The following is a 22116-nucleotide window of genomic DNA, read 5'->3' as shown; positions in this document are numbered from 1 at the left end:
TTCTAGCCGCGAAGATCCACCAAACAGCTGTGAATGTCGTCAAATTCCTCGCGATCACCGCGGGTGACCAGATACATGGGCAGCGGCAAGCTGATACTGTCCTCGACCCGCTCCAGAGCACCCGAGGCCAGATGTTCGGAAATGACGTAATCGGGGAAATAGCCGTTTCCGCCTCGGTGCAGAACATATCGCAGCGCCATCATGCAATTGCCAAGAAACACTGTCTGACCCGACGCCCGTCGCGCAGCCGATCTGACATGGTCCTGATAGACCTCGCCCAGTTCAAGGTTGACGAAGATCATGTCATCGTCCGTGCCGTCAGCCTGTGGCGTCCGGACCAGGGACAATAGCTCGGGTTCAAGCGCGTACCATGTGACACGCCGGTCCGCCGGCTTTTCATGTGTGATCGCCGCGTCCAGCACATGGGTTGCCACCGCTTCGACCATGTTCATGTCGTGGTCATAGTTCAGCGTCAACAGCAATTTGCCAAAGCGCTGTTCAAACCGAACCGCCAGGTCCACCAGCAACGGATCCCAGATGCTGAGCTGGCCGCCCAACCGCAGTGCCGGGCGGTTCTGTGCCTGTCCCGGCAGGTCGCGCGATGCGAAGCCCCAAAGGGACAACATCTGTTCCGCATAGGGTTTGAACTGCCGGCCGAACTCGGTCAGCGCCGTTCCTCCGGCACCGCGCGTGAACAGCGCCCTGCCGGTTTCCTCCTCGATCAGGCGAATACGCGCGCTGACAGCGGTCTGCGTCACATTCAACTTGCGAGCGGCGGCATGAAAGCCACCGGCTTCGGCCACGCAGAGAAAAGTTTCCAGAGCTTTGAATTGCATGTCGAAAGTATTTTTTGATCATTGCGATAAAATCAATTCATTTTTTTGAAGGGTGGTTTCGAACTACGCTTTCGCTCAGGACACATGCCAAAGGATCAGCCATGCTGGACAAAAGCCACAAACCCACCTGGACCAGTTTCGAAACAGCCACCAAGGCCGACTGGGACGCCGTGATGGAGTATGAAGAGGCGTATAATGCGGCCCTGCCAGACCGTATCCTCGATGCCATCCGCTCGTTGGACGAAGAATGGACGCCCTATCCGGTCAACCGCTACCAGCACAGCCTGCAAGCCGCGACCCGTGCTTACGAGGACGGTGCGGATGAGGAACTGGTGGTGGCGGCGTTGATCCATGATACCGGCGATATCCTGTCGCCCTACAATCACGGAGAGCTGTCAGCGGCGATGATGAAGCCTTACGTCAGCGAAAAGACATATTGGATTCTCAAGCATCATTGCGTGTTTCAGGGGTACTACTACAACCACCATCTGGGCGGCGACCGCAACGCGCGCGACAAATATCGCGACAGTCCTTATTGGGAAGATTGTCGCTATTTCTGCCATGAATATGATCAGAAGGCGTTTGACCCGAATTATCCGACCAAGCCGCTGGAGTTCTTCGAACCTATGCTGCGCCGCGTCCTGAACAGGGGCGAAGGCCATATGGAGCTGAACGAAACCGCCGATGACGGCAAAACTGGCTAGGAACCGGATCAGGCGGGCCAGCCCGGCCCGCCTGTCTGATCAGCAGCTCGCCATCAGGCGATAGACGATCTGCGCCGCGGTGAAATCCCAGGCGGCATTGCCGTCGGGGGCCAGTTCGACCACGTCGAAGCCGACGCATTTACGACCCTTCAACGCATGTTCCACCAGGCGAAGCGCCTGATAGTATCCCAGCCCGCCCGGAACAGGCGTGCCGGTCGCGGGCATCTGCGCCGGGTCCAGCCCATCAACGTCAAAGCTGACATAGACCAGTTCGGGGAAGTCGTCGGGCAGGTCGACGGCATGGATGTTGCCGGTCACCAGCTCTTCGGCATCCACGTGGAAGACGTGGTTCCTCAGGCGGCTTTTGGCTTCCTCGGTGGAAAAGGCGCGCACGCCGAACTGGGCCAATGGGATACCTTCCTCGGCCAGCAGATGCATCACCGAGGCATGCGAGTGTTTTTCGCCCTGATAGGCGTTGCGCAGATCGGCATGGGCGTCGATCTGCACGATACCGACGGGCTGGCCCAGGGCGCGGGTCACACCCATGACCGCGCCATAGCTGAGCGAGTGTTCACCGCCCAGCGTGACCGGCACCTTGCCGGCACGGACGGCGGCCTCGGTGTGCTGGGCGAGGCGCTCCATGACGTCCGGCAGCGGGCCGGCGCAATCCAGTGGGGCTTCGGTAAAGATGCCTTCGACGCAGGGTTCCGCGTGACCCGTGATGCGTTCGAGTTCATTGCTGGCCTCGATGATCGCTTCGGGGCCTTTGGCGGTGCCAGACCCGTATGAGACCGTGCGCTCCAGCGGCACCGGGATCACACGGAACCGGGCGTCTTCGCTGCGTTCGGCCTCGGTCAGTTCGCTGTCGAGGAAAATGCTCATGAAAGTCTGTCCTTAAAGTCGTCATAGCCGAATTCCCTGATGATCTTCAGGTCATCGGTTTCGCTGTTCCACAGGGCGATGGTGGGCAGGGGCACGCCGTTGAACGTGTTGGTCTTGACCATCGAGTAATGCGCCTGATCGAGGAAGGCAAAGCGCTGCCCGATCCGCAGCGGCTCGGCCCAAGTGTAGTCGCCGATCACGTCGCCCGCCAGGCACGAGGGGCCGCCGAGGCGGTAGGTGTGGCCAGCTTCGGCCTCGTCCATCAGGGCGGGCCGATAAGGGGCCTCGATCACGTCGGGCATGTGGCAGGTGGCCGAGATATCGGTGATGGCTAGGTTCATGCCATTGGTGGGCAGGTCAAGGATTTCTCCGACCAGAATGCCTGCGTCCAGGGCGACGGCCTCACCGGGTTCGAGGTAGACGTCGACGCCATATGCCTCGCGTATGGTTTTGATGAAAGCCACCAGACCCTCACGGTCGTAATCGTCGCGGGTGATGTGGTGACCGCCGCCGAAATTCAGCCATTTGAGCTGGCCCATGAATGGCCTGAGTTTTGGTTCGACAGCCGCCCACGTGCGTTGCAGCGGCTCGAACCCTTGTTCGCAGAGTGTATGCATGTGCAGGCCGTCAACTCCGGTCAGAGTCTCGGCAGTCAACTGGCTGACCGGCGTGCCCAGGCGTGAGCAGGGCGCGCAGGGATCGTATTTCGGCACCTCACCTTCGGAATGTTCCGGGTTGATCCGCAGGCCGACCTGAACGCCCGCGGCCTGGGCTTTGGCGAGAAAGCGGTTCTTTTGCGCCGGAGAGTTGAAGATGATGTGATCGGACAGCGACAGGATTTCGTCGATATCCGCGTCCTTGTATCCGGCGCAGAAGGTGGCAACCTCGCCGCCATATTCTTCGCGGCCGAGCCGTGCCTCGTAGATGCCGGACGCACAGGTGCCGCCGAGGTGCTGGCGGACCAGCGGGGCCAGCGAGAACATGGAAAACGCCTTGAGCGCGCTCAGGACATGCGCGCCGGACCGGGTGCCGATGTCGGCGAGGATGCGCAGGTTTCGCTCAACCGCCTTTTCATCGACAACAAAGCAGGGGGTTGGCACGCGGCTGAGGTCGAAATTGCGAAAGGCACCGGCATCGCCGGCCTGTGTTTTCATCATGTCGGACATGTCAGGCGTCTCTGAGTTCGTGGAGAGGCCGGGGGCTCTGCCCCCGGACCCCCGGAGTATTTGGAAAAAGATGAAGTCAGAATTCGACCGGGCCGTCGAGTTCGTGGACCTGCCAGGGCAGGCCGTGTTCATTCAGCATGTCCATGAAATTATCCGGATCGAGCTGTTCCATGTTCCACACGCCGGGCTCACGCCAGTTGCCTTTCAGCACCTGTGCTGCACCGATCATGGCGGGGACGCCGGTGGTGTAGCTGACGGCCTGAGAACCAACCTCGCGGTAGCACTCTTCATGATCACAGATGTTGTAGATGTAATAGGTCTTCTCGCCCGAGCCGTCCTTGGCCTGACCCGTCGCGATGTCGCCGATGCAGGCCTTGCCCTTGGTTTCCGCGCCCAGATCACCGGGATCGGGCAGCAGGGTTTTCAGGAACTGGATCGGGATGATTTCCTTGCCGTCATGCATCACCGGATCGATGCGGGTCATGCCGACATTTTCCAGAACTTTGGCGTGAGTGATGTAAGCGTCACCGAATGTCATCCAGAAGCGGGCGCGTTCGATCTCGGGGAAGTGGGTGCTGAGCGACTCCAGTTCCTCGTGATACATCAGATACATATTCTTGGGGCCGATGGCGGGAAAGTCGAACTCGACCTTATGGGTCATGGCGGGGGAGTGTTTCCACTCGCCACCTTCCCAGTGGCGCACTTCGGCCAGCACTTCGCGCAGGTTGATCTCGGGGTTGAAGTTGGTGGCGAATTCTTGGTCGTTGCTGCCGCCATTGGCGTCGAGCACGTCGATCTGGCGGATCGTGTCCAGCTTGTGTTTCTTGAGCCACTTGGCGAAGACGGATGTCACGCCCGGATCGAAACCCGAGCCGAGGATGGCGGTCAGGCCAGCCTGTTTGAACTTGTCCTGATAGGCCCATTGCCAGTGGTATTCGAACTTGGCCTCATCCTCGGGCTCGTAGTTCGCAGTGTCGAGATAGTGGCACCCGGCCTCGAGGCAGGCGTCCATCAACACCAGGTCCTGATAGGGCAGGGCCAGGTTCACCAGGATCTCGGCACCGGTTTCCTTGATCAGCTTCACAGTGTCCTCGACCTTGTAGGCGTCAAGCTCGGCGGTGGCGATGTCAACGCCCACGCGCTCTTTCACCGATTTGGCGATGGCGTCGCATTTCGACTTGGTCCGGCTGGCCAGTGTGATTTCGGTGAAGATGTCCGAATTCATCGCCATCTTGTGCACGGCGGCGTGGGATACGCCGCCCGCGCCGACAACCAGTGTTTTGCCACTAAGTGAACCCATGGGGGTAATCTCCTCTCACAGGGGGTTATTCGTAGTAGGTGTAGCCGTTGATCGAGTCGCGATAGGCGCTCATCAGGGTTTTGCGGTCCTTGGCTTTCAGAGTACCGGTCGAGATCGCCTCGTCCACCATTTTGCGGAAGGCGGCGACGCAGTCGGTGGGGTCGAATTCGACATAGGACAGCACCTGGCTGATCGTGTCGCCCTCTTGTTCGTGCAGCAGGTCGAACCCTCCGTCAGCGCGCAGGTCGATGGTGACGACGTTAGTGTCGCCAAAGAGATTGTGTAGATCGCCCAGCGTTTCCTGATAGGCGCCGACGAAAAAGACGCCCATGAAATATTCATCATCTTCGGGCAGGGTATGCACCGGCAGACTGGGTGAAACACCGTCGGCCAGGATGAACCGGTCGATCTTGCCGTCGCTGTCGCAAGTGATGTCGGACAGGACTGCCCGGCGGTCGGGTGTCTGGTTCAGGCCCTGCAAGGGCACGATGGGATGCAGCTGGTCAATGGCCCAGACGTCCGGCAAGGACTGAAACAGAGAAAAGTTGCAGTGGTAGATATCGGCCACTTTCTCAAGCTGGTCGTCCACGTCGGTTTCCAGATCGTCACTGGCCGCCAGCGCCTTGAGGCGGGCCATCAGCGACAGGTAGATCCGTTCGGCCCGGGCCATCTGGCGCAGGTCTACATATCCACGGCGGAACAGGGCGCGCAATTCGTTGCGATAGAAGGTGGCGTCGTTCCAGCATTCCTGAAGACGGTCTTTGCTGAGATAGCCGTGCACCGCGGCAAGGTCTGAAACCATGTGGTGATCGTCGGCTTCAACCTCGGGGCCGTTGGGCGCATCATAGAGCGTGCTTTCCAGCACGTTGAACACCAGCATCGACGACGTCGCCACCACCGCGCGGCCGCTTTCGGTAACCAGCGTCGGGTGGTCCACCTCGGCCTCGTCCATGGCATAGGCCACGGTTTCCACCACATTAGCGCAATATTCCTCGACCGTGTAGTTGATCGAGTTTTCAGCCGCCTTCTTTTCACCGGTATAGTCCACCCCCATACCACCGCCGAGGTCCAGATGGGTCAGCGGCACGCCCTCGCGCGTCAGTTCGGTGTAATAGCGGCAGGCCTCGCCCACCGCGCGGCGCACGTCGTTGACGTCCTGCACCTGAGAGCCCAGATGCGAATGCTGCAACTTCAGGCAATGCAGAAGGCCCGCGTCGCGCAGCTTGTCCACCGTGGCCACCAGTTGATCGGTGTTCATACCAAAGGCGGACCGGTCGCCCGAGCTTTCTTCCCATTTGCCGCTGATCTGGTTGGTCAGCTTGACCCGCACGCCAATCAGGGGTTCAATGCCCAGCTCTTTGTATACTTCGATCACCGTGTCAGCCTCTTTCGGGCTTTCAAGAACGATCACCGTGTTGAACCCGATCTTGCGGGACAGGATGGCCAGCTGGATGAATTCGGCATCCTTGACACCGTTGCAGACGATCAGCGCTTCGCTGGCCAGCCGATGTGCCAGCGCGATCACCAGTTCGGGTTTGGACCCGGCCTCGAGCCCATAGTTGTACTTCTTGCCGAATTCGACGATCCGGTCGACGACCTGGGCCTGCTGGTTCACCTTGATCGGGAACACACCGCGATAGCTGCCCCTGTAGCCGACGCGGGCGATGGCTTCGCGGAAGCTTTCGTTCAGATGCGCGATCTCGTGTTCCAGATAGGAAGAGACGCGCAGAACCATCGGGGCCTTGATGCCTCGGTCGTTCAGATCGCTGAGAATACCTGGCAGGCTGATCGCGCCAACATCGGGAGCCAAGGGATTGCGCAGACCGATCTCGCCCTGCTCCGTCACCTCGATGAGGCCTTTGCCCCATTTCTCAACTCCGTAGATCGAATGCGGTGCGTCGGGCGTCTGTTTCAATCAAGTCGGTCCTTAACGTTGGGGTGCCAGTTTCGCGCCCGGCAATACGGCAGCTGTTTGATTCTTCCAAGTCTAAACTATGTGACGGAAAAATCCGAATTTCATGCCGGTGGGCTGATCGGGACCAGATGATTGTCCCACTGGCACATCGCGCGGGTCCGGATCTCGGGGTGCGCAGTGGTCAACGCGCCGAACACACCGGTTCCGGTGGTGAAAACCAAATCGTTTGGGCCGGAACCAAGCCCGCAGACATCCTCAAGCTCGAACGCATCGCTGAATGTGCCACTGGCCACGTCGAACCGCTGCAACGCATTGCCGCGTGGACAGGTGATGGCAACGGTTGCACCATCCGCCGAAAACGCGATGCTGCCCGCATAACCTTGCAGCGTGCTCTGATCCTGCACCGGCGCAGACAGAAGGTGCGGGTTTTCCCCCTGACGGTGCAGGCCCAGCAAGGGCGGATGTTCGGCTTTGCTGCCCTGCCACTGCATCGCAAAGCCCACCAGCCCGTCGCGACGGACCGCCAGATGGCGGATCGAGTTCTTGTGAAGCGCAGGCGACAGCGACACCTGTTCCTGAACCAGGCCCGTCAGGGAAAGGTAGGTCAGGTTGGGCTTCATCGTCGGCAGGTTCAGTTTCGTGCGCCCGGTTTCGGGATGGGTTTCGATACCGCCATTGGCAATCACAAGCGTTTTCCCACCCGGCATCAACCGCATGTCATGCGGCCCGACGCCGCCGGACGGGAATTCGCCCAAGCGCGCAAAGGTTTCAGCGTTCCAGACGCCTATGATACCTTTTCCGGCCTCGTAATCGTTTTCGGTGGCAAAGAAAATCGTGCCGTCGGCTGAAAAAGTACCGTGACCATAGAAATGCCGGCCTTCCGGCGCCGTCAGCCGCGCGATCGGTGATCCCGTCACGCAATCAATCACCACGGCAAAGGTGCCCGGACGGCGCGCAAAGGCGACGGCCTGTGCTTTGACCGGATGTGCCGCAGCCGCATGCCCGCGCGCGGGCAGGGGCACGGAAAACAGAAGGGTTCCCTGTGCATCCAGACCGGCCAGTCGATACGAACCATCCGGAAACAGCGCTGCGGCCAGAAACTCCGGCGTGCCCACCGAGGCCCATCCATGGATCGGAGGAAGAGAGGTTGCAGCAAGCCCTGCAAGGAAACGGCGGCGCGATGTCACGGATCAGTCTCCGTCCAGAGAATTGAAGCCTGCGCTGACGCCCAGCGTCGGGCCAAGTTCAGTCGAAGCAATTGCGCGAATATCGTGGATGGACTGTTGCAGGGCCTCGATACGGAACCGGGCCTGCGGATCCGCAACGCCGGCCAGCGCCGGGTCGTCAATGGCCTGCGCATTCTCAATGGCGCGCGCAAAAGCAGCATCCAGATCCGCGGCGATATCGGGATGATCAAAGGCCAATCGCGATGCAAGATCACGAAGGGCCATCAGCGAAAGTTCGACATGGCGCAAGGATCGCTTCGACCGCCACGCTTCGGCGCGGTTCGGACGCGGGCGGTCGAACGTGCCCAACGGGCGACCAAGCCGAGTGTCGGCCGTGAATTCAAGACTCGTGGACAATGCCTTGAACAGTTCCTGCATCGCTTCGTCCTGCGTTCGGAAGCGGCCGTTCTCGCCGGGCCGGGTCAGGCTGGGGGCATAGCTTTGCCAGTCATCGGCCATCGCCCGTGCGTTGGCATCAATGTCCGCCGCGATCGCCTGAATCAGCGCGCAGCGGTAATCCGCATTGCCCTGCTCTGCAAAGGCGGGATCGAACAGCATTCGTTCCAGCGCAAAGAACCCGCGTCCGGCTATGGATGTCTCGGCATAGGCTTCGGGGTCTTGCACGGCGTCATCCTCGGTTGCGATATGCTGGGACAGGGCTTTGGAGGTGAACCCTTTCGTGTCGGGCCAGAACGCCATGGCAAATGCACGATCATCGACCTCGGTCGGACCGAACCGCAGGTGACTGGCGGAAATCCAGCTGTCGAAGGCCGCATCATAAGCCGCGCGCAACGCAGGTGAGGTCGGATCGCAATCCACCCGCGATGCACTGACCAGAGCCCCGGTCGTTTCCGGCAGCTTGTCGAACCTGGGCAGTGTATGTGTCTCGGCAACGTCCATCAGGATCGGTGCGCGGTCCTGCGCCTGTGCGGCAAGAGGCATCATCAACGCGGCAATAATCGTAAGAAAACGCATGGGTCAGAGGCTCTCCAGAAAACGGATCAGGGCGTCGCGGTCAGTTTTCGGCATCGACACAACCGCATCGCGCGCGGCCTGGGCTTCGCCGCCGTGCCACAGGATCGCCTCGAGCAGATTGCGTGCCCGCCCGTCATGCAGAAACTGCGTGTGGCCCGAGACGCGTTCGGTCAGACCTGTGCCCCACAAAGGCGGCGTCCGCCATTCGCGCCCCGTCGCGCGGGCCTCGGGGCGGTGATCCGCCAGACCTTCGCCCATGTCATGCAGCAGCAGATCGGTGTAAGGCCAGATCAGCTGAAAGCTGTGCTCGGGCCGATCTTCCAACCGGTGGGTGACATGGGCCGGAGTATGACACGATGCGCAGCCGGTCGTGTGAAACACCTCTTTGCCGCGCAAAACCTCGGGGTCGTCGACATCACGGCGGCCGGGCACGCCCAGATTGCGGCTGTAGAAATCCACCAGGTCCATGCCCTGCTGATCGATCTCGAACTCGCGGGTATCGGTGTCGCCATGCGGGGCCTCGACGCAGTTCACCTGCAAGTCCGTGCAGTCCCCCTGAGGTGCCGGGTAAAGCGGGCTTGAAATACCGATATCCCCGGCAAAGGCTGCGGCGGATTGCTCCATCACCGTCGGCATGCCTGCCTTGTGCCCGAACCGGCCCATCATCGGGGCGCCGTATTCAACAGACCAGACGATGTTCGGACGGCCCGAGATGCCATCCCCATCCACGTCGTCGGGATCAGCCTTGGCCAGAAGGTCTTCGACCGGGATCGCCTCGAGCAGGCCAAGCCCGATCATCTGTGGTGCGACCCTCGGGCTCAGCATTGCATCCGGGTGCAGCGGGCCATAGCCCAGATCAGCGGCCCTGTAAGTCGGGCGGCGCAGTGACGCGGTCTCGCCGTCAGAGAGTTCAACAGGGACTTCTTCGTAAGAGATATCCAGCCGATATTCCGCCGGATGCCCCGCAAGCGCGAAATCCTGCATCTGCCCGCCATAGTTGGGATCGGGCCGGGTGGCGATGTAATCCTCGATCTCGGCATACCCGTCTTCCGGCGCGCCGGGGATCGAGACCCGAAGGAACATTGAGACCGCGTTGTCATCGGGCCCGTTCGGTGTGTGCCCCCGCCCATCCTTTATATGGCAACGCTGGCAGGATCGCGCGTTGTACAGCGGCCCCAACCCGTCAGAGGCCAATGTGGATGATGGTGACGACACCCAGATTTTCTTGAACAACCCGTTGCCGACCTTGAAATCCAGCTCCTGCTCGAAGCTCAGATTGCCCGAGGGTTGCGAGAACGCATCCGCGTCGTTGCGGACCCGGACAGTTGCCGCCCCGGCCGAGAGTTCTTCGAACGGCTGCGACACGCCAAAATCCTGCGGGGGTGCCGTCACGGCGGCAATGCGGGCGCGTTCCTCGTCGGTGCGGGGGGTGAATTTCAGATGCAGGTCCCGCAGCTCGGCTGCCAGGGAGGGGGTGGCCGCCAGGGCGGCCACTGACAGGGCAAAAAGACTATTCGCCTTCGTCCATTTTCGATGCGTTGAGTTGCGCATAATTGGCTTCGCCGATCCTTTCATACAGGTCGAGCTGCGTTTCGAGGAAGTCGATATGTCCCTCTTCATCGGACATCAACTGTTCGAACAGCGACATGGAGACAAAGTCGCCGGCCTCCCGACAATACTCGCGCGCTTCCTTGTAAAGTGCCCTGGCGTCGATCTCGGCCGCCAGGTCGCATTCCAGCGTTTCCTTCGGCGTCTGACCGATCCGCAACGGGTCCAGTTTCTGAAGGTTGGGGTGACCTTCCAAAAAGATGATCCGTTCGATCAGCTTGTCCGCGTGGCCCATCTCTTCGATGCTTTCCTCGCGGCTTTTCTTGGCCATATGGCCAAGGCCCCAGTCTTCTTGCAGGCGGTAATGCAGCCAGTATTGACTGACGGCAGTCAGCTCATGCCGCAGAGACTTGTTCAGATATTCGATGACCTTCGGATCGCCTTTCATCAGCCTTCTCCTGTGTTGCTCCGGCACGCAAAGTGCGGAGTTGCATGGGGACTTCCAGATTACCGCTGGCCCGCATTGTGTCTAGGAACAGCGGCATGCACCCGCCACAATCCGCCGATTTGCCAAGGGCATGGTAGATCTTGCCGGGGGTGATGATGGTCCGCGGATCCGCCGTGCGCATCCAGTCGATGGCGGCACGGATGTCGTGATCGGATATGTTGGTGCAGTGGCAGACAATCATTGGTCTTGGCTCGTTTCGCCGCCCTGTCAGGCGATCAGTAAGGTTTGCAGGGGCCGGAAAGAAACCCTCTCCGGCCCGCTTGAAGATTAATGGAAGACGGCGTCCGGGTTATCCAGGCTGTCTGACCCTTCAAACGCAACCCCGTCCAGCTCCAGCGCGGTTACGATGCGCTCGATCGTTTTGGTCTGATCGATCAGGCCGTTGACGCCGCCCATGATCAGGGCCTCACCGCCTTCGTTACCGCGCTCAAGCATCTGGTCATAGGCAAATCCCGCCTCGGCCGTTGTCTTGATCTTGCCCAGGGCCTGCATGGTGGCGGCCAGTTTCGCTTTCATCTCGGTATCCAGCGCCGGATCGGTGGCGATGACCAGATCGGCCAGAGATGCGCCCGAAACCGGGGTGCCATCAATGCGGGTATAGCTGCCCAGATAGACGTTCTGGATGCCCAACCCGTCATAGTAATGGCTGTTGTGGGTGTTGTCCGAAAAGCAGTCATGTTCTTCTTCGGGATCGTTCAGCATCAGGCCAAGGCGCATCCGTTCGCCGGCTTGCTCGCCATACGAGAGAGAACCCATGCCGGTCAGGATCGCGCTGATGCCTGCTGCTTCGTTCTCCACAAGGGCTGCGCGCGCCGCTCCGCCGTCTTTCCACTGATCCGCCATCCAGGCCAGATCGCTGACCAGCAGTTCGGTCGCAGCGCTCAGATATTGCACGCGACGGTCGCAATGGCCGCCGGTACAGTCCTCGCCCTGCGCATAATCAGTCGCTGGGCGGTTGCCGGCACCGGCGCCATGGCCGTTCATGTCCTGACCCCACAGAAGGAACTCGATGGCGTGATAGCCGGTTGCTACATTCGCCTCGATACCATCGGCTTCGTGCAAGGTGTCGCTCAGCAGTTCGGGGGTGATTTCGCTGGCATCAATGGTCTCGCCCGACAGTTGGAAACTGGGGTTGGCGATGACGTTCAGCACGGCAAATTCGTTTTCGTCCGTCGCGCCGCCATAGGCCGCGTCGACATAGTCGATCAGCCCTTCGTCCAAGGGCCAGGCGTTCACCTTGCCTTCCCAGTCATCAACGATGGCATTGCCGAAGCGATAGACTTCCGTCTGCTGATAGGGGACACGCGCAGCAACCCAGGCCGCGCGCGCCGCGTTCAACGTTGCGTCCGAGGGATCGGCGATCAGCGCGTTGACCGCATCCTGCAATTTCCTGGCTGAAATCAGGCTGTCCTCAAATTTGGCTTCCGCAATATTGGCATAGGTGTTCAGTACATCTGCCTTGGTGGGGGCATCACCCGAGATCGCGGCGGTTGCCATGCAAAATGTCAGGGCGCTGGCAGTGGTGAATAACTTGGTCATAGGAGTTCGATGCTTTCCTGTCAGAACTGTCGGATCGCGCGGGGATGTCCCGCGGGTTTCGCGAAGAATTAACTGAGTGATTTAGTCGGTAATGTCAACCTGAGTTTTATTGTCGGATATAGGTGGTGATGGTTGAATCCCACGCTCCTCCCCAAATCTGGCGAGCTCTGATCCGAGGGTTAACGTTGCGTGGCAGGTGATTCGCGGTAAAATCACTGTTGTGATTCTGTTAAAGGCGGTTTTTGGTTAATGAAGTGCTCTGTTCTGGCGTTGTCTCTTTTTCCGGCAGCTCTTGCCGCTCAGGCGACGCAGATCACGCCCACCCATCAACATGGGTCCGGTCAATTGGAAATCGTGTTTACGGACACGGAATTTACGCTGTCGCTCAGGGTTCCAAGCATTGACATCATTGGGTTCGAGACCCCGGTGGCAAGTGATGACGAGCGTACGCGTGTCGCCATCGCGATTTCCGAACTGTCCAAACCACTGGATCTGTTTGTCGTCCCGCCCGACGCCGTGTGTTTTACCGCATCTGCAAACGTGATCCTGACGCATGATATTCCGGGGCAGCAGGACAACGCGGGCGAGGGGGGCACGTCATTCGCAACGGGCGAACATTCGGAATTTCAGGCTGACTACGTTGTTCAATGTCAGGATATGGATGCGCTGACCACGATGGAATTTGCGTATTTCCAGCGGTTCAACGGGACAGAGAAGCTGAACGTTCGCGTCGGATCAGGCGCGGCGACCAGCGCCCATGAAATCACGCGCGCCGCGCCCAGGCTGGATATGACGCAAATCCGTTAGAAATGGCGCTTGAGCGCCTGTTGGGCGGTTTCAGGCACGCAGCCGAATCTGTCGAGCCAAGATTGCCCCGTCCATCCGTGGGGTGCCGGGCAGAAAACGAACACCTCAGATCGAAGCAGATTGCTCCCCGGTGCGATCTTTGAATGCAGCAAGGACGAAACCTGTAATTTATATTTTTCACAAGTGGTTATGGCCTTTGAGGTTGCCGGACTTCGCTGAATCAAAAGTCTCCAATTGAGGCAAAGATTAACGAATAAGGGCACAAGAATCGCATGTATGACAAGTTCTCGCAAAACTTATGCCAATATCCAAATCTATTGGTACATCATCCTGCCGATCTGTTGACTAGTCCGGTTTTAATGAGGGGGTATCTCGGCAGGGTTAGGGGGATGCCCGTTCAGGCCCGTCATGGGCCGACAAAGCGCGGCATCCCCTGCCGTTTCGATTGCGGCAAACCCACTACCACACAATGTCAGTCGATCTTGTTGCGTTGCGCGTGCGGGGTGACGCCAAAGCTTGATCGGTAGACGCGCGAAAAATGGCCCGGGTTTTCAAAGCCGCAGGCCACGGCAATCTCGGTGACGGATGCTTCGGTCTGAAGCAGCAGTTTCTGGGCGCGTTCCAGCCGCATTTCCATGAAGTATTTCTTGGGCGACGTGTTGAGGTATTTTCCAAACAGCCGCTCAAGCTGCCGAGTTGAAATGCCAAGTTCTTCTGCAATGAACGAAGGGGAAACCGGGGTTTCGATACTGTCCTGCATGATTGTAATTGCCTTGGCGAGGTGCGCATTGCGCATTCCGTTGCGTGATTGCAGGGAAACCCGTTGTTTGGCCGTGGCATTGCGTACCGCGTTATAGACCATCTGATCCGCCACATCGATGGCCAGTTCTTCACCGTGATCGCGTTCGATCAGGTGCAGCATCAGATCCGCCGTTGCCGTTCCGCCAGATGCGGTAATGTGCTTTTCATCGGCCACGAACACGCTGCGTACTAGGTTGACCTCGGGAAAGGCCTCCATGAACGCGTCGTGATATTCCCAGTGGATTGCCGCTTGCATTCCGTCGAGAAAGCCAGCCTCGGCCAGCACCCATGCCCCCGAGCACAGGGCGCCGATTTTCGTGCCGCGCGCGCGTTCGCGGCGCAGGGTTGCAAGCAGGGGGCGGGTGACGTGGTCACGCATGTGAATGCCCGACAAGACAAACAGCTGATCACATTTGGCCAGACCCTGAAGGCCGGAATGCACCAGCGTGATGGATCCGTTCGAGCACACGGCCTGCTCGCCATGTTCTGACAGAAAGGACCAGCGGTACAGTTCATCGCCGCTCACAAGATTGGCGATCCGCAAGGGTTCGACTGCGCATGAAAACGCAAGGTGCGAGAACTCCTCGACAAGGATGAAAGTGATGTGCCGCGTCTGAGGCATGAGCAGTACCGTTTGCAAGCTGGGACAATGCCCAGAACATGAGTCTATTTCGCAGGCTCTTATGCTGCACGAACTATTATTGTATACAAGTTGTATTTTTATGGAATACAAAACTGTGACCGCACGCGATTCGACCGCGTTCGCCGAACAGAAGGATGAGGCCAAAGCATGAAAGACGAAGCCAAGTCTCGCAAAAGCGCGCTGAAAGAGCACCTGAAAGTGTCCATCCTCACGCTGCGCCTGCGCCCGGGCGCCGATCTGGACGAGGCGCACTTGTCCGAGGAATTCGGCTTGTCGCGCACGCCGCTGCGCGAGGTGTTTCGACAATTGGCTGGCGAAGGCTATCTGGATCTGCGGACAAACCGCAGCGCCCGGGTTTCCGAGATGTCCTACACCACACTGCGCGACTTCTTCCTTGCCGCGCCCATGGTATACGGAGCGATCCTGCGTTTGGCGGCTTTGAATGCGTCGAACGCCCAGATCAATGATTTGAAAAAGGCCCAGCAGGCGTTCAAGGCGGCCCTTCGGTCCGGGTCCGGCGAGGACCGAGCCTTGGCCAACAACCGCTTTCATGACGTGACCGGCGAAATGTCCGGAAATGTCTACCTGCTGCCGTCGTTCAACCGGCTGTTGATCGATCACGCCCGGATCGGCATGACGTTTTACCGACCTCAGACGGCTGAGATGTCCGAGAACCTGTCTCAAGCAAGCCGCCAGCACGACGCCATCATCGCCGCCATCGAGGCGCGCGACGAGGCGGCTGCTGCGCAGCTGGCCGAAGATCACTGGAACCTGTCACGCGATCAGATCGAGATGTTCGTGATGCCTGACGCGCTGGATGTCCCGATGGGAATCCCGCCCCTTTCGAAACCTGCATGAGGACGGAATGAACCCGATTTTCAAGTTTGAGGGGATTTATACCCCTGTGGTCACGCCCTATCACGACGATGGCAGCGTGAATTGGGACACGCTGTCCGACGTGATCGAATACCTGGTCGAAAACGGCGTGCATGGCCTGATCTCGGGGGGGTCGACCGGTGAGAACTATGCCCAGACCGTCCACGAACGTGTCGAACTGGCCCGGTTCACGCATGAGCAGTTGAAGGGCCGGTTGCCATTGGTGGTTGGCACAGGCGCGATGCTGACGCCGGATTCGATTGCCCTTGCCGCTGGCGCGCGCGAAATCGGCGCCGATGCGATCCTGCTGGCCAGCCCGCCGTATTCGGTGCCGACTGATCGGGAAAACGCGCTGAATGCGCTGGCCATCGACAAGGCCGCGGACCTGCCGGTGATGCTGTACAACTACCCGCACCGCACCGGCACGATGATGGGTGAGGAATTCCTCGACCGCGTTGGCCGCAGTCGCAACTTCTGCGGCATCAAGGAAAGCTCGGGCGATATCAACCGGGTGCATTTGCTGGCCCGCGACTATCCGCATATCCAGCTTGGCTGCGGCATGGATGATCAGGCGCTCGAATTCTTTGCCTGGGGTGCGCCGTTCTGGGTGTGCGGCGGGTCCAACTTCCTGCCTGCCGAACATGTGGCTCTGTATCAGGCCTGCGTGGTCGAAGGGAATTTCAACAAGGGCCGCCGGATCATGTCGGCGATGATGCCGCTGATGCGGGTGCTGGAACAGGGTGGCAAGTTCATCCAGACCATCAAGCATGGCGTGACCATGAACGGGATCGATGCGGGCGCTATGCGGCCTCCGTTGAAGGGCTTGAACAAGGACGACAAACGCGCGCTGGAACAGGTCACGCGCGTGCTGAAGAAGACAATCGCCGACATCGTGGCGGAAGGGTAAGAGACATGGATCTGCTAACACAGGACGAATACCAATCCATCGCCGCAGGCCTGAACCTGCCGACCGGGGCGTTCATCGACGGCGCATTCCGCCCGGCGATCTCGGGTGAGACGTTTGCAACCGTAAACCCGGCCACCGGCGACAAGCTTGCCAATATCGCATCCTGCGGTGCGGCGGATGTGGATTTTGCAGTCGAAAAAGCGCGCGAGGCCTTCGACGATGGCCGCTGGTCGAAACTGCACCCGTCCGAGCGCAAGGACGTGCTGATCCGGCTGGCCAAGCTGATGACCCGCAATGCCCGCGAACTGGCGGTGATGGAAAGCCTCGACAGTGGCAAGACCATCTATGACTGCGAAACCGTGGACGTGCCCGAAACCATCCACTGTCTGAAATGGCATGCCGAGGCGATCGACAAGATCTACGATCAGGTCGCACCTGCCAGCGACGACCATATCGCCATGGTCGTGCGTGAGCCGATCGGCGTCGTGGGGCTGGTACTGCCGTGGAACTTCCCCCTGCTGATGCTGGCGTGGAAGATCGGCCCGGCACTGGCGGCGGGATGTTCAGTGGTTGTGAAACCCGCGGCTGAAACCACACTGACCGCGCTGCGTATGGCCGAACTGGCGATGGAGGCTGGCCTTCCCCGCGGCGTGCTGAACATCGTACCGGGTGGCGGTGCCGACGTGGGCGAACCCATCGGGCGGCACATGGATATCGACATGGTGTCCTTCACCGGCTCGACGGTGACGGGCAAACGGTTCCTGACCTATTCGGCGGAAAGCAACGCCAAAGAAGTGGTGCTTGAGATGGGCGGCAAGAACCCTGCCATCGTCATGGATGACGCCGAAAACCTAGACCGGGTGGCGGCGCATGTGGTGAACGGTGCGTTCTGGAACATGGGCGAGAACTGCTCTGCCTCGTCGCGCCTGATCGTGCACAAAGACGTGAAAGCCGAACTGCTGGACCGCATCGCGCATCACGCCAAACAGTGGAACATCGGCGACCCGCTGGATCCTGAAACCCGCATGGGCGCGCTGGTCAGCGAAGGGCATTACAACAAGGTCTGCGGATATCTCGATCAGGTTGAAAACGTGGTGATCGGCGGCAAGGCCGATAAAGGCTTTGTCGAGGCGACCGTCGTCGAAGTGCCGGGCAATGACGCCGTGCTTGCCCGAGAGGAGATCTTCGGCCCGGTCCTGTCGGTGATCGAAGTGTCGGGCTTTGACGAGGCCATCAAGATCGCCAATGACACCGACTATGGCTTGTGTGCCTCGATCTTTACCGCCAACGCCAAACGGGCCATTCGTGGTGCGCGGGCGATCCGGGCGGGCACCGTGACCGTCAACAGCTTTGGCGAAGGCGACATCACCACGCCGTTTGGCGGCTACAAGCAATCGGGCTTTGGCGGGCGCGACAACTCGATCCATGCGCATGATCAGTACACCCAGCTGAAAACCATCTGGATCGATCTTGCAGACGACGCCGACGAGGCTGTGGATTGACACGATACGAGGCCAAAAGACTGCCGCGGCAGACCGGTCCGGCGGGATGGAATGCCATCCTGCCGCCCCAGGACCCTCTGCCAGAGCTCGAACAGGACCTGACCGCCGACATCACCATTGTCGGCGGAGGGTTTGCCGGGCTGACGGCGGCGCGGCGATTGCACCAACTGGACCCTTCGCTGAAGATCGCCGTGCTGGAAGCGGGCCGATTTGCCGATGGTTCGGCGGGGCGGAACTCGGGGTTCATGATCGACCTGCCGCATGATCTGGCCTCGGACAATTACGCAGGCGATGGGCTGGAAGCGGATCGCGCCGCCATTGCCCTGAACCGCAAGGCCATCGCTTTCGCGACCGAGGTCGCCGCCGATTGCGACCTGCCGCAGGAAATGTTCGACCCTTGCGGAAAATACAATGCAGCCGCCACACGGGCAGGAGACGCCCATAACCGCGCCTTCGCCGAGCATCTGACCAAACTGGGTGAGCCGCACACGCTGTATGACCAAAAGCAGATGCAAGAGATCACGGGCAGCCCGCATTATGTTTCGGGGCTGTTTGCGCCGGGGACGGTGATGATCCAGCCCGCAGCCTATGTACGGGCGCTGTCGGGTCAACTGGCTGGCCAAATCAACGTATTCGAGAACGCGCCAGTCACCAGCTTTGAAAAGCAGGGCGCAGGTTGGGTGGTCAACACCGCCAGGGCCAAAGTCAGCACCGGGCGGATCGTTCTGGCCAACAATGGCCATCTGGAAAGCTTCGGATTCTATCAACGGCAATTGATGCATATCTGCCTCTACGCCTCGATCACGGCGCCGCTGACCGAGGCGCAGATCAAGACACTGGGCGGGCGACCGCGCTGGTCGGTGACCCCGGCGGATCCGATGGGCACCTCGGTCCGGCGCATTTCGGGCAGCTATGGGGATCGCATCCTGATCCGCACCGGGTCCAGTTTTCACCCGACGATAGAAACCACCCGGATGCGGTTGCGCAATGCCGGCTGGGTGCATGACCGGAAGTTCCGTGAACGCTTTCCGCATCTGCCCGATGTACGGATGGAGCATCGCTGGGCCGGGATGCTGTGCCTCAGCCGCAACGGATCCGCAGCGTTCGGCGAAGTGGCGGATGGCGTGTTCTCGGCCTGCTGCCAGAACGGCCTGGGCATCGCCCGCGGCACCCTGCAAGGCATGGGCATCGCGGAACTGGCGCTGCAAGGCGGATCAGAGATCGCGGATCACTTTCTGGCGCAGCCGGATCTTCCGCGATTGCCGCCCGAGCCTTTCGCCTCGCTTGGGGCGAACAGCTATCTGATCTGGAAAGAATGGCGGTCCGGCAAGGAATGACGCGTGGGCATCAGGGCAAGCTCAGCTTGGCCATGCGCCCACCATCTATCGTAAAGACCTGCCCGGTGATGAAACCCGCATCCCCGGATGCCAGAAACGCGACGAGCGCGGCAACTTCTTCAGACCGCCCTGTTCGGGCCACCGGGTGGATCTTGGCGATGTCGCGACGGAATGCGGGCGGGTCGGGCATGGATTCGATGAAATCCTCGTTCAACTCGGTATCGATCCAACCGGGCGCGACGGCGTTGCAGCGGATACCTTCGCCCCCGTGATCCACGGCAACGGCGCGGGTCAGGCCGTGCAACCCTGCCTTTGATGCGCAATAGGCAGCGTGACCGGGATTGCTGCCCAGGCCTTCTATGGATCCGGTGTTGACGATGGCGCCCTTGGTCTGGCGCAGATGCGGCAGCGCGGCCTTGATCATCAGGAACGGGGCGGTCAGGTTCACCGTCAGGTTGCGGTGCCAGTCCTCAAGGCTCATTCCTTCGACCGAGGCTTCCTGCATCATGCCGGCGTTGTTGACCAACACGTCCAGACGCCCGGCTTTCGCGATCACTTTGTTGACCACCTGTGCCGGGCTGTCGGGAAGGGTGAAATCTGCAGCAATGCCTTGGAATTCGGTGTCCTGACCACGTTGGGCGGTGAAGACCAGTGCGCCTTCGTCGTGCAAACGCCGGGCAATGGCCTTGCCGATGCCGCTGCGCCCGCCGGTGACCAGTGCCACCTTTCCATCGAACCGCCTCATGATACCGGTTTCCCTCCATTCACCTCAACCAGCGTGCCGCAAACATAACGCGACGCGTCCGAGATCAGGAACATGATGACGTCGGCGATGTCCTCGGGCTCGGCGATCCGGCCCAGCGGCACGGTCCGGCCCAGTTCGGCTACGGCTGTATCGGGGTCAAAGCCCCGCGTTTCAAAGCCTGATCGCAGCATCGGGGTATTCACTTCGTTCGGGCAAACGGCGTTGATGCGGATACCCTGATGGGCGTGATCCATGCCCATGCACTGGGTCAGGGACGCGATGGCCGCCTTGGTCATGCAATAGACCGCATGATTGGGGCCGGGGCGCAGCCCCCAGCAGGACGCGGTGTTGACGATGGCCCCGCCGCCAGCGTCCGCCATGATCGGAATTGCCGCACGACAAATGCGGAACGGGGCTTCGACATTGACACCCAATGACAGAGACCAATCCGCATCAGACGTATCCGTGACCGACCCGCGCGTGATGACGCCCGCATTGTTGATCACGATGTCAAGCCCGCCCAATGCGGACGCGGCTGCGCCGGGCAGCTGGTCTGCATATTCGGGAACAAGCAGATCACCGGGCAGATGTGCCTCGGCCTCGATGGCATCGACAGCCCGGTCGGCGACTGCGACCCGCGCCCCGGCATTGCGCAGGCGTTGAACGATTGACGCCCCGATGCCGCCAGCCGCGCCAGTGACCAGAGCCGATTTTCCTTTCAGGTTCATATTGTCATCCATTTCTTAGAATGATGCGACAGGTGCGCCGAGCAGGCTTTCATCAGGAACCACGCCCAGCCCCGGCCCGGTTGGCAGCGCGATATGCCCGGCGTCGACCCGGATGCCGTTTTCGGGATCGTAGTTGCCTTCGATATATGGCGCAGCCAGCCAGACGCCTTCCAGCAGGTCGGGCCGAACGGTTGCACCGATATGGGTGCATGCAGCGGCGATGATGTCCCCGCCCCAGCTGTCATCGCAGGTATGGGGCAGGTTGCGCGCCTCGCAGATATCACGGAAGGCGCGCATCGGGTGCAAGCCGCCGATGCGGGTGACCTTCATGCCGAACCCGTCGACCAGACCGGTGCCCGCCGCCGAGACCACGGTGTTCAGGTTGGTGCTGTTTTCATCCATATAGATGCCATGCGTGACCTGAGGCCGGATCTTCCTGAGATCTTCGATTGTGTTGCAGGGCTGTTCCATGATGAAGGGGATTTCGGGGCATTCGCGGCTGACCCGCAGGGCGTCTCGTGTGGTCCAGCCCCGGTTGCCGTCGACGGCCAGACGCATACCCGATCCCTTGACCACGTCCCAAACCTTTCGAATGGTTTCGATGTCGATCTCGACCGGGCGGCCTCCGACCTTGATTTGCAGACGCGGGAAGCCTTCGGCCATTTTCTCGGCAGCCAGTTTCGCGATGTCGTCGGGTGCACCGACGCCCGTGGCATAATAGGACGGCACCTTTTCCGAGACCGCTCCGCCCAGCAAATCGGAAACCGGAACACCCAAGTGTTTGCCAAGCAGGTCGTGCGCCGCAATGTCGATGGCGGCCTTGGCATAACCATGACCGTTCAACAGCCCATCCATCCGGCGATGCAAGGCCAGAGGCAGGACCTCTGTTCCGATCAGGCCCGGGGCCATTTCGACCAGAGCGGCGCGCGCCCCGGCGGCGTGCGCCTCGGCATAGGTCGGGCCAACCGGGCAGGTCTCGCCCCAGCCGGTCAGACCGTTGTCCGACACGATTTTGACCAGCGTGGTATCCAGCGCCCAGACCTGAGCGTTGGCCATGGTATAGGGCCCGTTTTTGACCGGCAGGTCGTGGCTGTAAATGTGCAGTTCGGCGATCTTCATCTTGGTTTACGTGTCTTGAGTGGAAAAAAGGGCCCACCCGGATGACGGGTGG

At 60.3% G+C, this 22116-nt stretch carries 21 protein-coding genes; 6 read left to right on the top strand and 15 right to left on the bottom strand.

Annotated features, from left to right (window positions below; all coding sequences use genetic code 11):
• Positions 1-2: 2 nt before the first annotated feature.
• Positions 3-836 carry a LysR family transcriptional regulator gene (locus tag ACR3E6_RS01495; RefSeq protein ID WP_480485482.1) on the bottom strand — a complete coding sequence of 278 codons (834 nt, stop codon included), beginning with the start codon at positions 834-836 and terminating at the stop codon, positions 3-5.
• A gap of 101 nt (positions 837-937) precedes the next feature.
• Here ACR3E6_RS01495 and ACR3E6_RS01490 point away from each other — a divergent pair, with 101 nt between their 5' ends.
• A complete protein-coding gene (locus ACR3E6_RS01490) occupies positions 938-1540 on the top strand; it encodes an HD domain-containing protein (RefSeq protein ID WP_152458899.1) in 603 nt (200 codons plus the stop codon).
• 39 nt (positions 1541-1579) lie between these two features.
• Here ACR3E6_RS01490 and speB read toward each other — a convergent pair whose 3' ends face one another.
• The 10 genes from speB to ACR3E6_RS01440 form a co-directional block, all read right to left on the bottom strand.
• The gene (gene speB / locus ACR3E6_RS01485; protein WP_171634201.1) at positions 1580-2422 is read right to left on the bottom strand and encodes an agmatinase; all 843 of its coding nucleotides are present in this window, start codon (positions 2420-2422) and stop codon (positions 1580-1582) included.
• The gene (nspC, locus tag ACR3E6_RS01480; RefSeq protein WP_480485479.1) at positions 2419-3588 is read right to left on the bottom strand and encodes a carboxynorspermidine decarboxylase; all 1170 of its coding nucleotides are present in this window, start codon (positions 3586-3588) and stop codon (positions 2419-2421) included. Before nspC ends, speB begins: the two co-directional genes overlap by 4 nt.
• A 76-nt stretch (positions 3589-3664) precedes the next feature.
• A complete protein-coding gene (locus ACR3E6_RS01475) occupies positions 3665-4888 on the bottom strand; it encodes a saccharopine dehydrogenase family protein (RefSeq protein ID WP_480485477.1) in 1224 nt (407 codons plus the stop codon).
• A 25-nt stretch (positions 4889-4913) separates the two neighbouring features.
• The gene (gene speA, locus ACR3E6_RS01470) at positions 4914-6803 is read right to left on the bottom strand and encodes a biosynthetic arginine decarboxylase (RefSeq protein ID WP_171722800.1); all 1890 of its coding nucleotides are present in this window, start codon (positions 6801-6803) and stop codon (positions 4914-4916) included.
• Between the two features lie 101 nt (positions 6804-6904).
• Complete coding sequence (locus ACR3E6_RS01465) at positions 6905-7990, bottom strand: DUF1513 domain-containing protein (RefSeq protein WP_480485474.1); 1086 nt, start codon at positions 7988-7990, stop codon at positions 6905-6907.
• A gap of 3 nt (positions 7991-7993) precedes the next feature.
• The gene (locus ACR3E6_RS01460) at positions 7994-9004 is read right to left on the bottom strand and encodes an imelysin family protein (RefSeq protein ID WP_480485472.1); all 1011 of its coding nucleotides are present in this window, start codon (positions 9002-9004) and stop codon (positions 7994-7996) included.
• 3 nt (positions 9005-9007) lie between these two features.
• On the bottom strand, positions 9008-10498 hold the full coding sequence (locus tag ACR3E6_RS01455; protein ID WP_480485470.1) for a di-heme oxidoreductase family protein: 1491 nt from the start codon (positions 10496-10498) through the stop codon (positions 9008-9010).
• A 16-nt stretch (positions 10499-10514) separates the two neighbouring features.
• Entirely contained in the window at positions 10515-11000 is a 486-nt protein-coding gene (gene bfr, locus ACR3E6_RS01450) for a bacterioferritin (RefSeq protein WP_170346155.1), read from the bottom strand.
• Entirely contained in the window at positions 10948-11241 is a 294-nt protein-coding gene (locus ACR3E6_RS01445) for a (2Fe-2S)-binding protein (protein ID WP_171722804.1), read from the bottom strand. Before ACR3E6_RS01445 ends, bfr begins: the two co-directional genes overlap by 53 nt.
• An 86-nt stretch (positions 11242-11327) precedes the next feature.
• The gene (locus tag ACR3E6_RS01440) at positions 11328-12599 is read right to left on the bottom strand and encodes an imelysin family protein (protein ID WP_480485467.1); all 1272 of its coding nucleotides are present in this window, start codon (positions 12597-12599) and stop codon (positions 11328-11330) included.
• Between the two features lie 249 nt (positions 12600-12848).
• Here ACR3E6_RS01440 and ACR3E6_RS01435 point away from each other — a divergent pair, with 249 nt between their 5' ends.
• On the top strand, positions 12849-13406 hold the full coding sequence (locus ACR3E6_RS01435) for a ZrgA family zinc uptake protein (protein ID WP_209832354.1): 558 nt from the start codon (positions 12849-12851) through the stop codon (positions 13404-13406).
• Between the two features lie 472 nt (positions 13407-13878).
• Here the strand turns inward: ACR3E6_RS01435 and ACR3E6_RS01430 are convergent, their stop codons facing one another.
• The gene (locus ACR3E6_RS01430) at positions 13879-14829 is read right to left on the bottom strand and encodes a GlxA family transcriptional regulator (protein WP_480485464.1); all 951 of its coding nucleotides are present in this window, start codon (positions 14827-14829) and stop codon (positions 13879-13881) included.
• A 168-nt stretch (positions 14830-14997) separates the two neighbouring features.
• Between ACR3E6_RS01430 and ACR3E6_RS01425 the strand changes: the two genes are divergently transcribed.
• From ACR3E6_RS01425 to ACR3E6_RS01410, 4 genes are read left to right on the top strand one after another with little or no spacing between them, the layout of a single operon-like run.
• On the top strand, positions 14998-15708 hold the full coding sequence (locus tag ACR3E6_RS01425) for a GntR family transcriptional regulator (RefSeq protein WP_480485462.1): 711 nt from the start codon (positions 14998-15000) through the stop codon (positions 15706-15708).
• Between the two features lie 7 nt (positions 15709-15715).
• Complete coding sequence (locus ACR3E6_RS01420; RefSeq protein WP_171722809.1) at positions 15716-16633, top strand: dihydrodipicolinate synthase family protein; 918 nt, start codon at positions 15716-15718, stop codon at positions 16631-16633.
• Positions 16634-16638: 5 nt separating this feature from the next.
• Positions 16639-18135, top strand: a complete 1497-nt coding sequence (locus ACR3E6_RS01415; protein ID WP_480485460.1) for an aldehyde dehydrogenase — start codon at positions 16639-16641, stop codon at positions 18133-18135.
• Positions 18132-19472, top strand: coding sequence for an NAD(P)/FAD-dependent oxidoreductase (locus tag ACR3E6_RS01410; protein ID WP_480485458.1), 1341 nt, complete (start codon positions 18132-18134; stop codon positions 19470-19472). The genes ACR3E6_RS01415 and ACR3E6_RS01410 overlap by 4 nt, the downstream gene beginning before the upstream one ends.
• 10 nt (positions 19473-19482) lie before the next feature.
• Here ACR3E6_RS01410 and ACR3E6_RS01405 read toward each other — a convergent pair whose 3' ends face one another.
• The 3 genes from ACR3E6_RS01405 to ACR3E6_RS01395 are packed head-to-tail and all read right to left on the bottom strand — an operon-like array spanning position 19483 to position 22064.
• Positions 19483-20217 carry an SDR family NAD(P)-dependent oxidoreductase gene (locus tag ACR3E6_RS01405; RefSeq protein WP_480485456.1) on the bottom strand — a complete coding sequence of 245 codons (735 nt, stop codon included), beginning with the start codon at positions 20215-20217 and terminating at the stop codon, positions 19483-19485.
• The gene (locus ACR3E6_RS01400; protein ID WP_480485454.1) at positions 20214-20945 is read right to left on the bottom strand and encodes an SDR family NAD(P)-dependent oxidoreductase; all 732 of its coding nucleotides are present in this window, start codon (positions 20943-20945) and stop codon (positions 20214-20216) included. The genes ACR3E6_RS01405 and ACR3E6_RS01400 overlap by 4 nt, the downstream gene beginning before the upstream one ends.
• 15 nt (positions 20946-20960) lie before the next feature.
• Positions 20961-22064 carry a mandelate racemase/muconate lactonizing enzyme family protein gene (locus tag ACR3E6_RS01395; protein ID WP_480485452.1) on the bottom strand — a complete coding sequence of 368 codons (1104 nt, stop codon included), beginning with the start codon at positions 22062-22064 and terminating at the stop codon, positions 20961-20963.
• Between the last annotated feature and the right edge of the window lie 52 nt (positions 22065-22116).

It is taken from the genome of Ruegeria sp. AL3 (assembly GCF_056536065.1).
This window is presented reverse-complemented; position numbering and strand designations above follow the sequence as displayed.

What these genes read in the sequence shown, in the direction of transcription:
- ACR3E6_RS01445 (WP_171722804.1), bottom strand. Translation starts at nt 11,241, where the DNA reads ATGATTGTCTGCCACTGCACCAACATATCCGATCACGACATCCGTGCC.
- ACR3E6_RS01425 (WP_480485462.1), top strand. Translation starts at nt 14,998, where the DNA reads ATGAAAGACGAAGCCAAGTCTCGCAAAAGCGCGCTGAAAGAGCACCTG.
- speB (WP_171634201.1), bottom strand. Translation starts at nt 2,422, where the DNA reads ATGAGCATTTTCCTCGACAGCGAACTGACCGAGGCCGAACGCAGCGAA.
- ACR3E6_RS01415 (WP_480485460.1), top strand. Translation starts at nt 16,639, where the DNA reads ATGGATCTGCTAACACAGGACGAATACCAATCCATCGCCGCAGGCCTG.
- ACR3E6_RS01405 (WP_480485456.1), bottom strand. Translation starts at nt 20,217, where the DNA reads ATGAGGCGGTTCGATGGAAAGGTGGCACTGGTCACCGGCGGGCGCAGC.
- ACR3E6_RS01395 (WP_480485452.1), bottom strand. Translation starts at nt 22,064, where the DNA reads ATGAAGATCGCCGAACTGCACATTTACAGCCACGACCTGCCGGTCAAA.
- ACR3E6_RS01440 (WP_480485467.1), bottom strand. Translation starts at nt 12,599, where the DNA reads ATGACCAAGTTATTCACCACTGCCAGCGCCCTGACATTTTGCATGGCA.
- ACR3E6_RS01420 (WP_171722809.1), top strand. Translation starts at nt 15,716, where the DNA reads ATGAACCCGATTTTCAAGTTTGAGGGGATTTATACCCCTGTGGTCACG.
- ACR3E6_RS01435 (WP_209832354.1), top strand. Translation starts at nt 12,849, where the DNA reads ATGAAGTGCTCTGTTCTGGCGTTGTCTCTTTTTCCGGCAGCTCTTGCC.
- ACR3E6_RS01475 (WP_480485477.1), bottom strand. Translation starts at nt 4,888, where the DNA reads ATGGGTTCACTTAGTGGCAAAACACTGGTTGTCGGCGCGGGCGGCGTA.
- ACR3E6_RS01460 (WP_480485472.1), bottom strand. Translation starts at nt 9,004, where the DNA reads ATGCGTTTTCTTACGATTATTGCCGCGTTGATGATGCCTCTTGCCGCA.
- nspC (WP_480485479.1), bottom strand. Translation starts at nt 3,588, where the DNA reads ATGTCCGACATGATGAAAACACAGGCCGGCGATGCCGGTGCCTTTCGC.
- bfr (WP_170346155.1), bottom strand. Translation starts at nt 11,000, where the DNA reads ATGAAAGGCGATCCGAAGGTCATCGAATATCTGAACAAGTCTCTGCGG.
- ACR3E6_RS01400 (WP_480485454.1), bottom strand. Translation starts at nt 20,945, where the DNA reads ATGAACCTGAAAGGAAAATCGGCTCTGGTCACTGGCGCGGCTGGCGGC.
- ACR3E6_RS01490 (WP_152458899.1), top strand. Translation starts at nt 938, where the DNA reads ATGCTGGACAAAAGCCACAAACCCACCTGGACCAGTTTCGAAACAGCC.
- ACR3E6_RS01495 (WP_480485482.1), bottom strand. Translation starts at nt 836, where the DNA reads ATGCAATTCAAAGCTCTGGAAACTTTTCTCTGCGTGGCCGAAGCCGGT.
- ACR3E6_RS01430 (WP_480485464.1), bottom strand. Translation starts at nt 14,829, where the DNA reads ATGCCTCAGACGCGGCACATCACTTTCATCCTTGTCGAGGAGTTCTCG.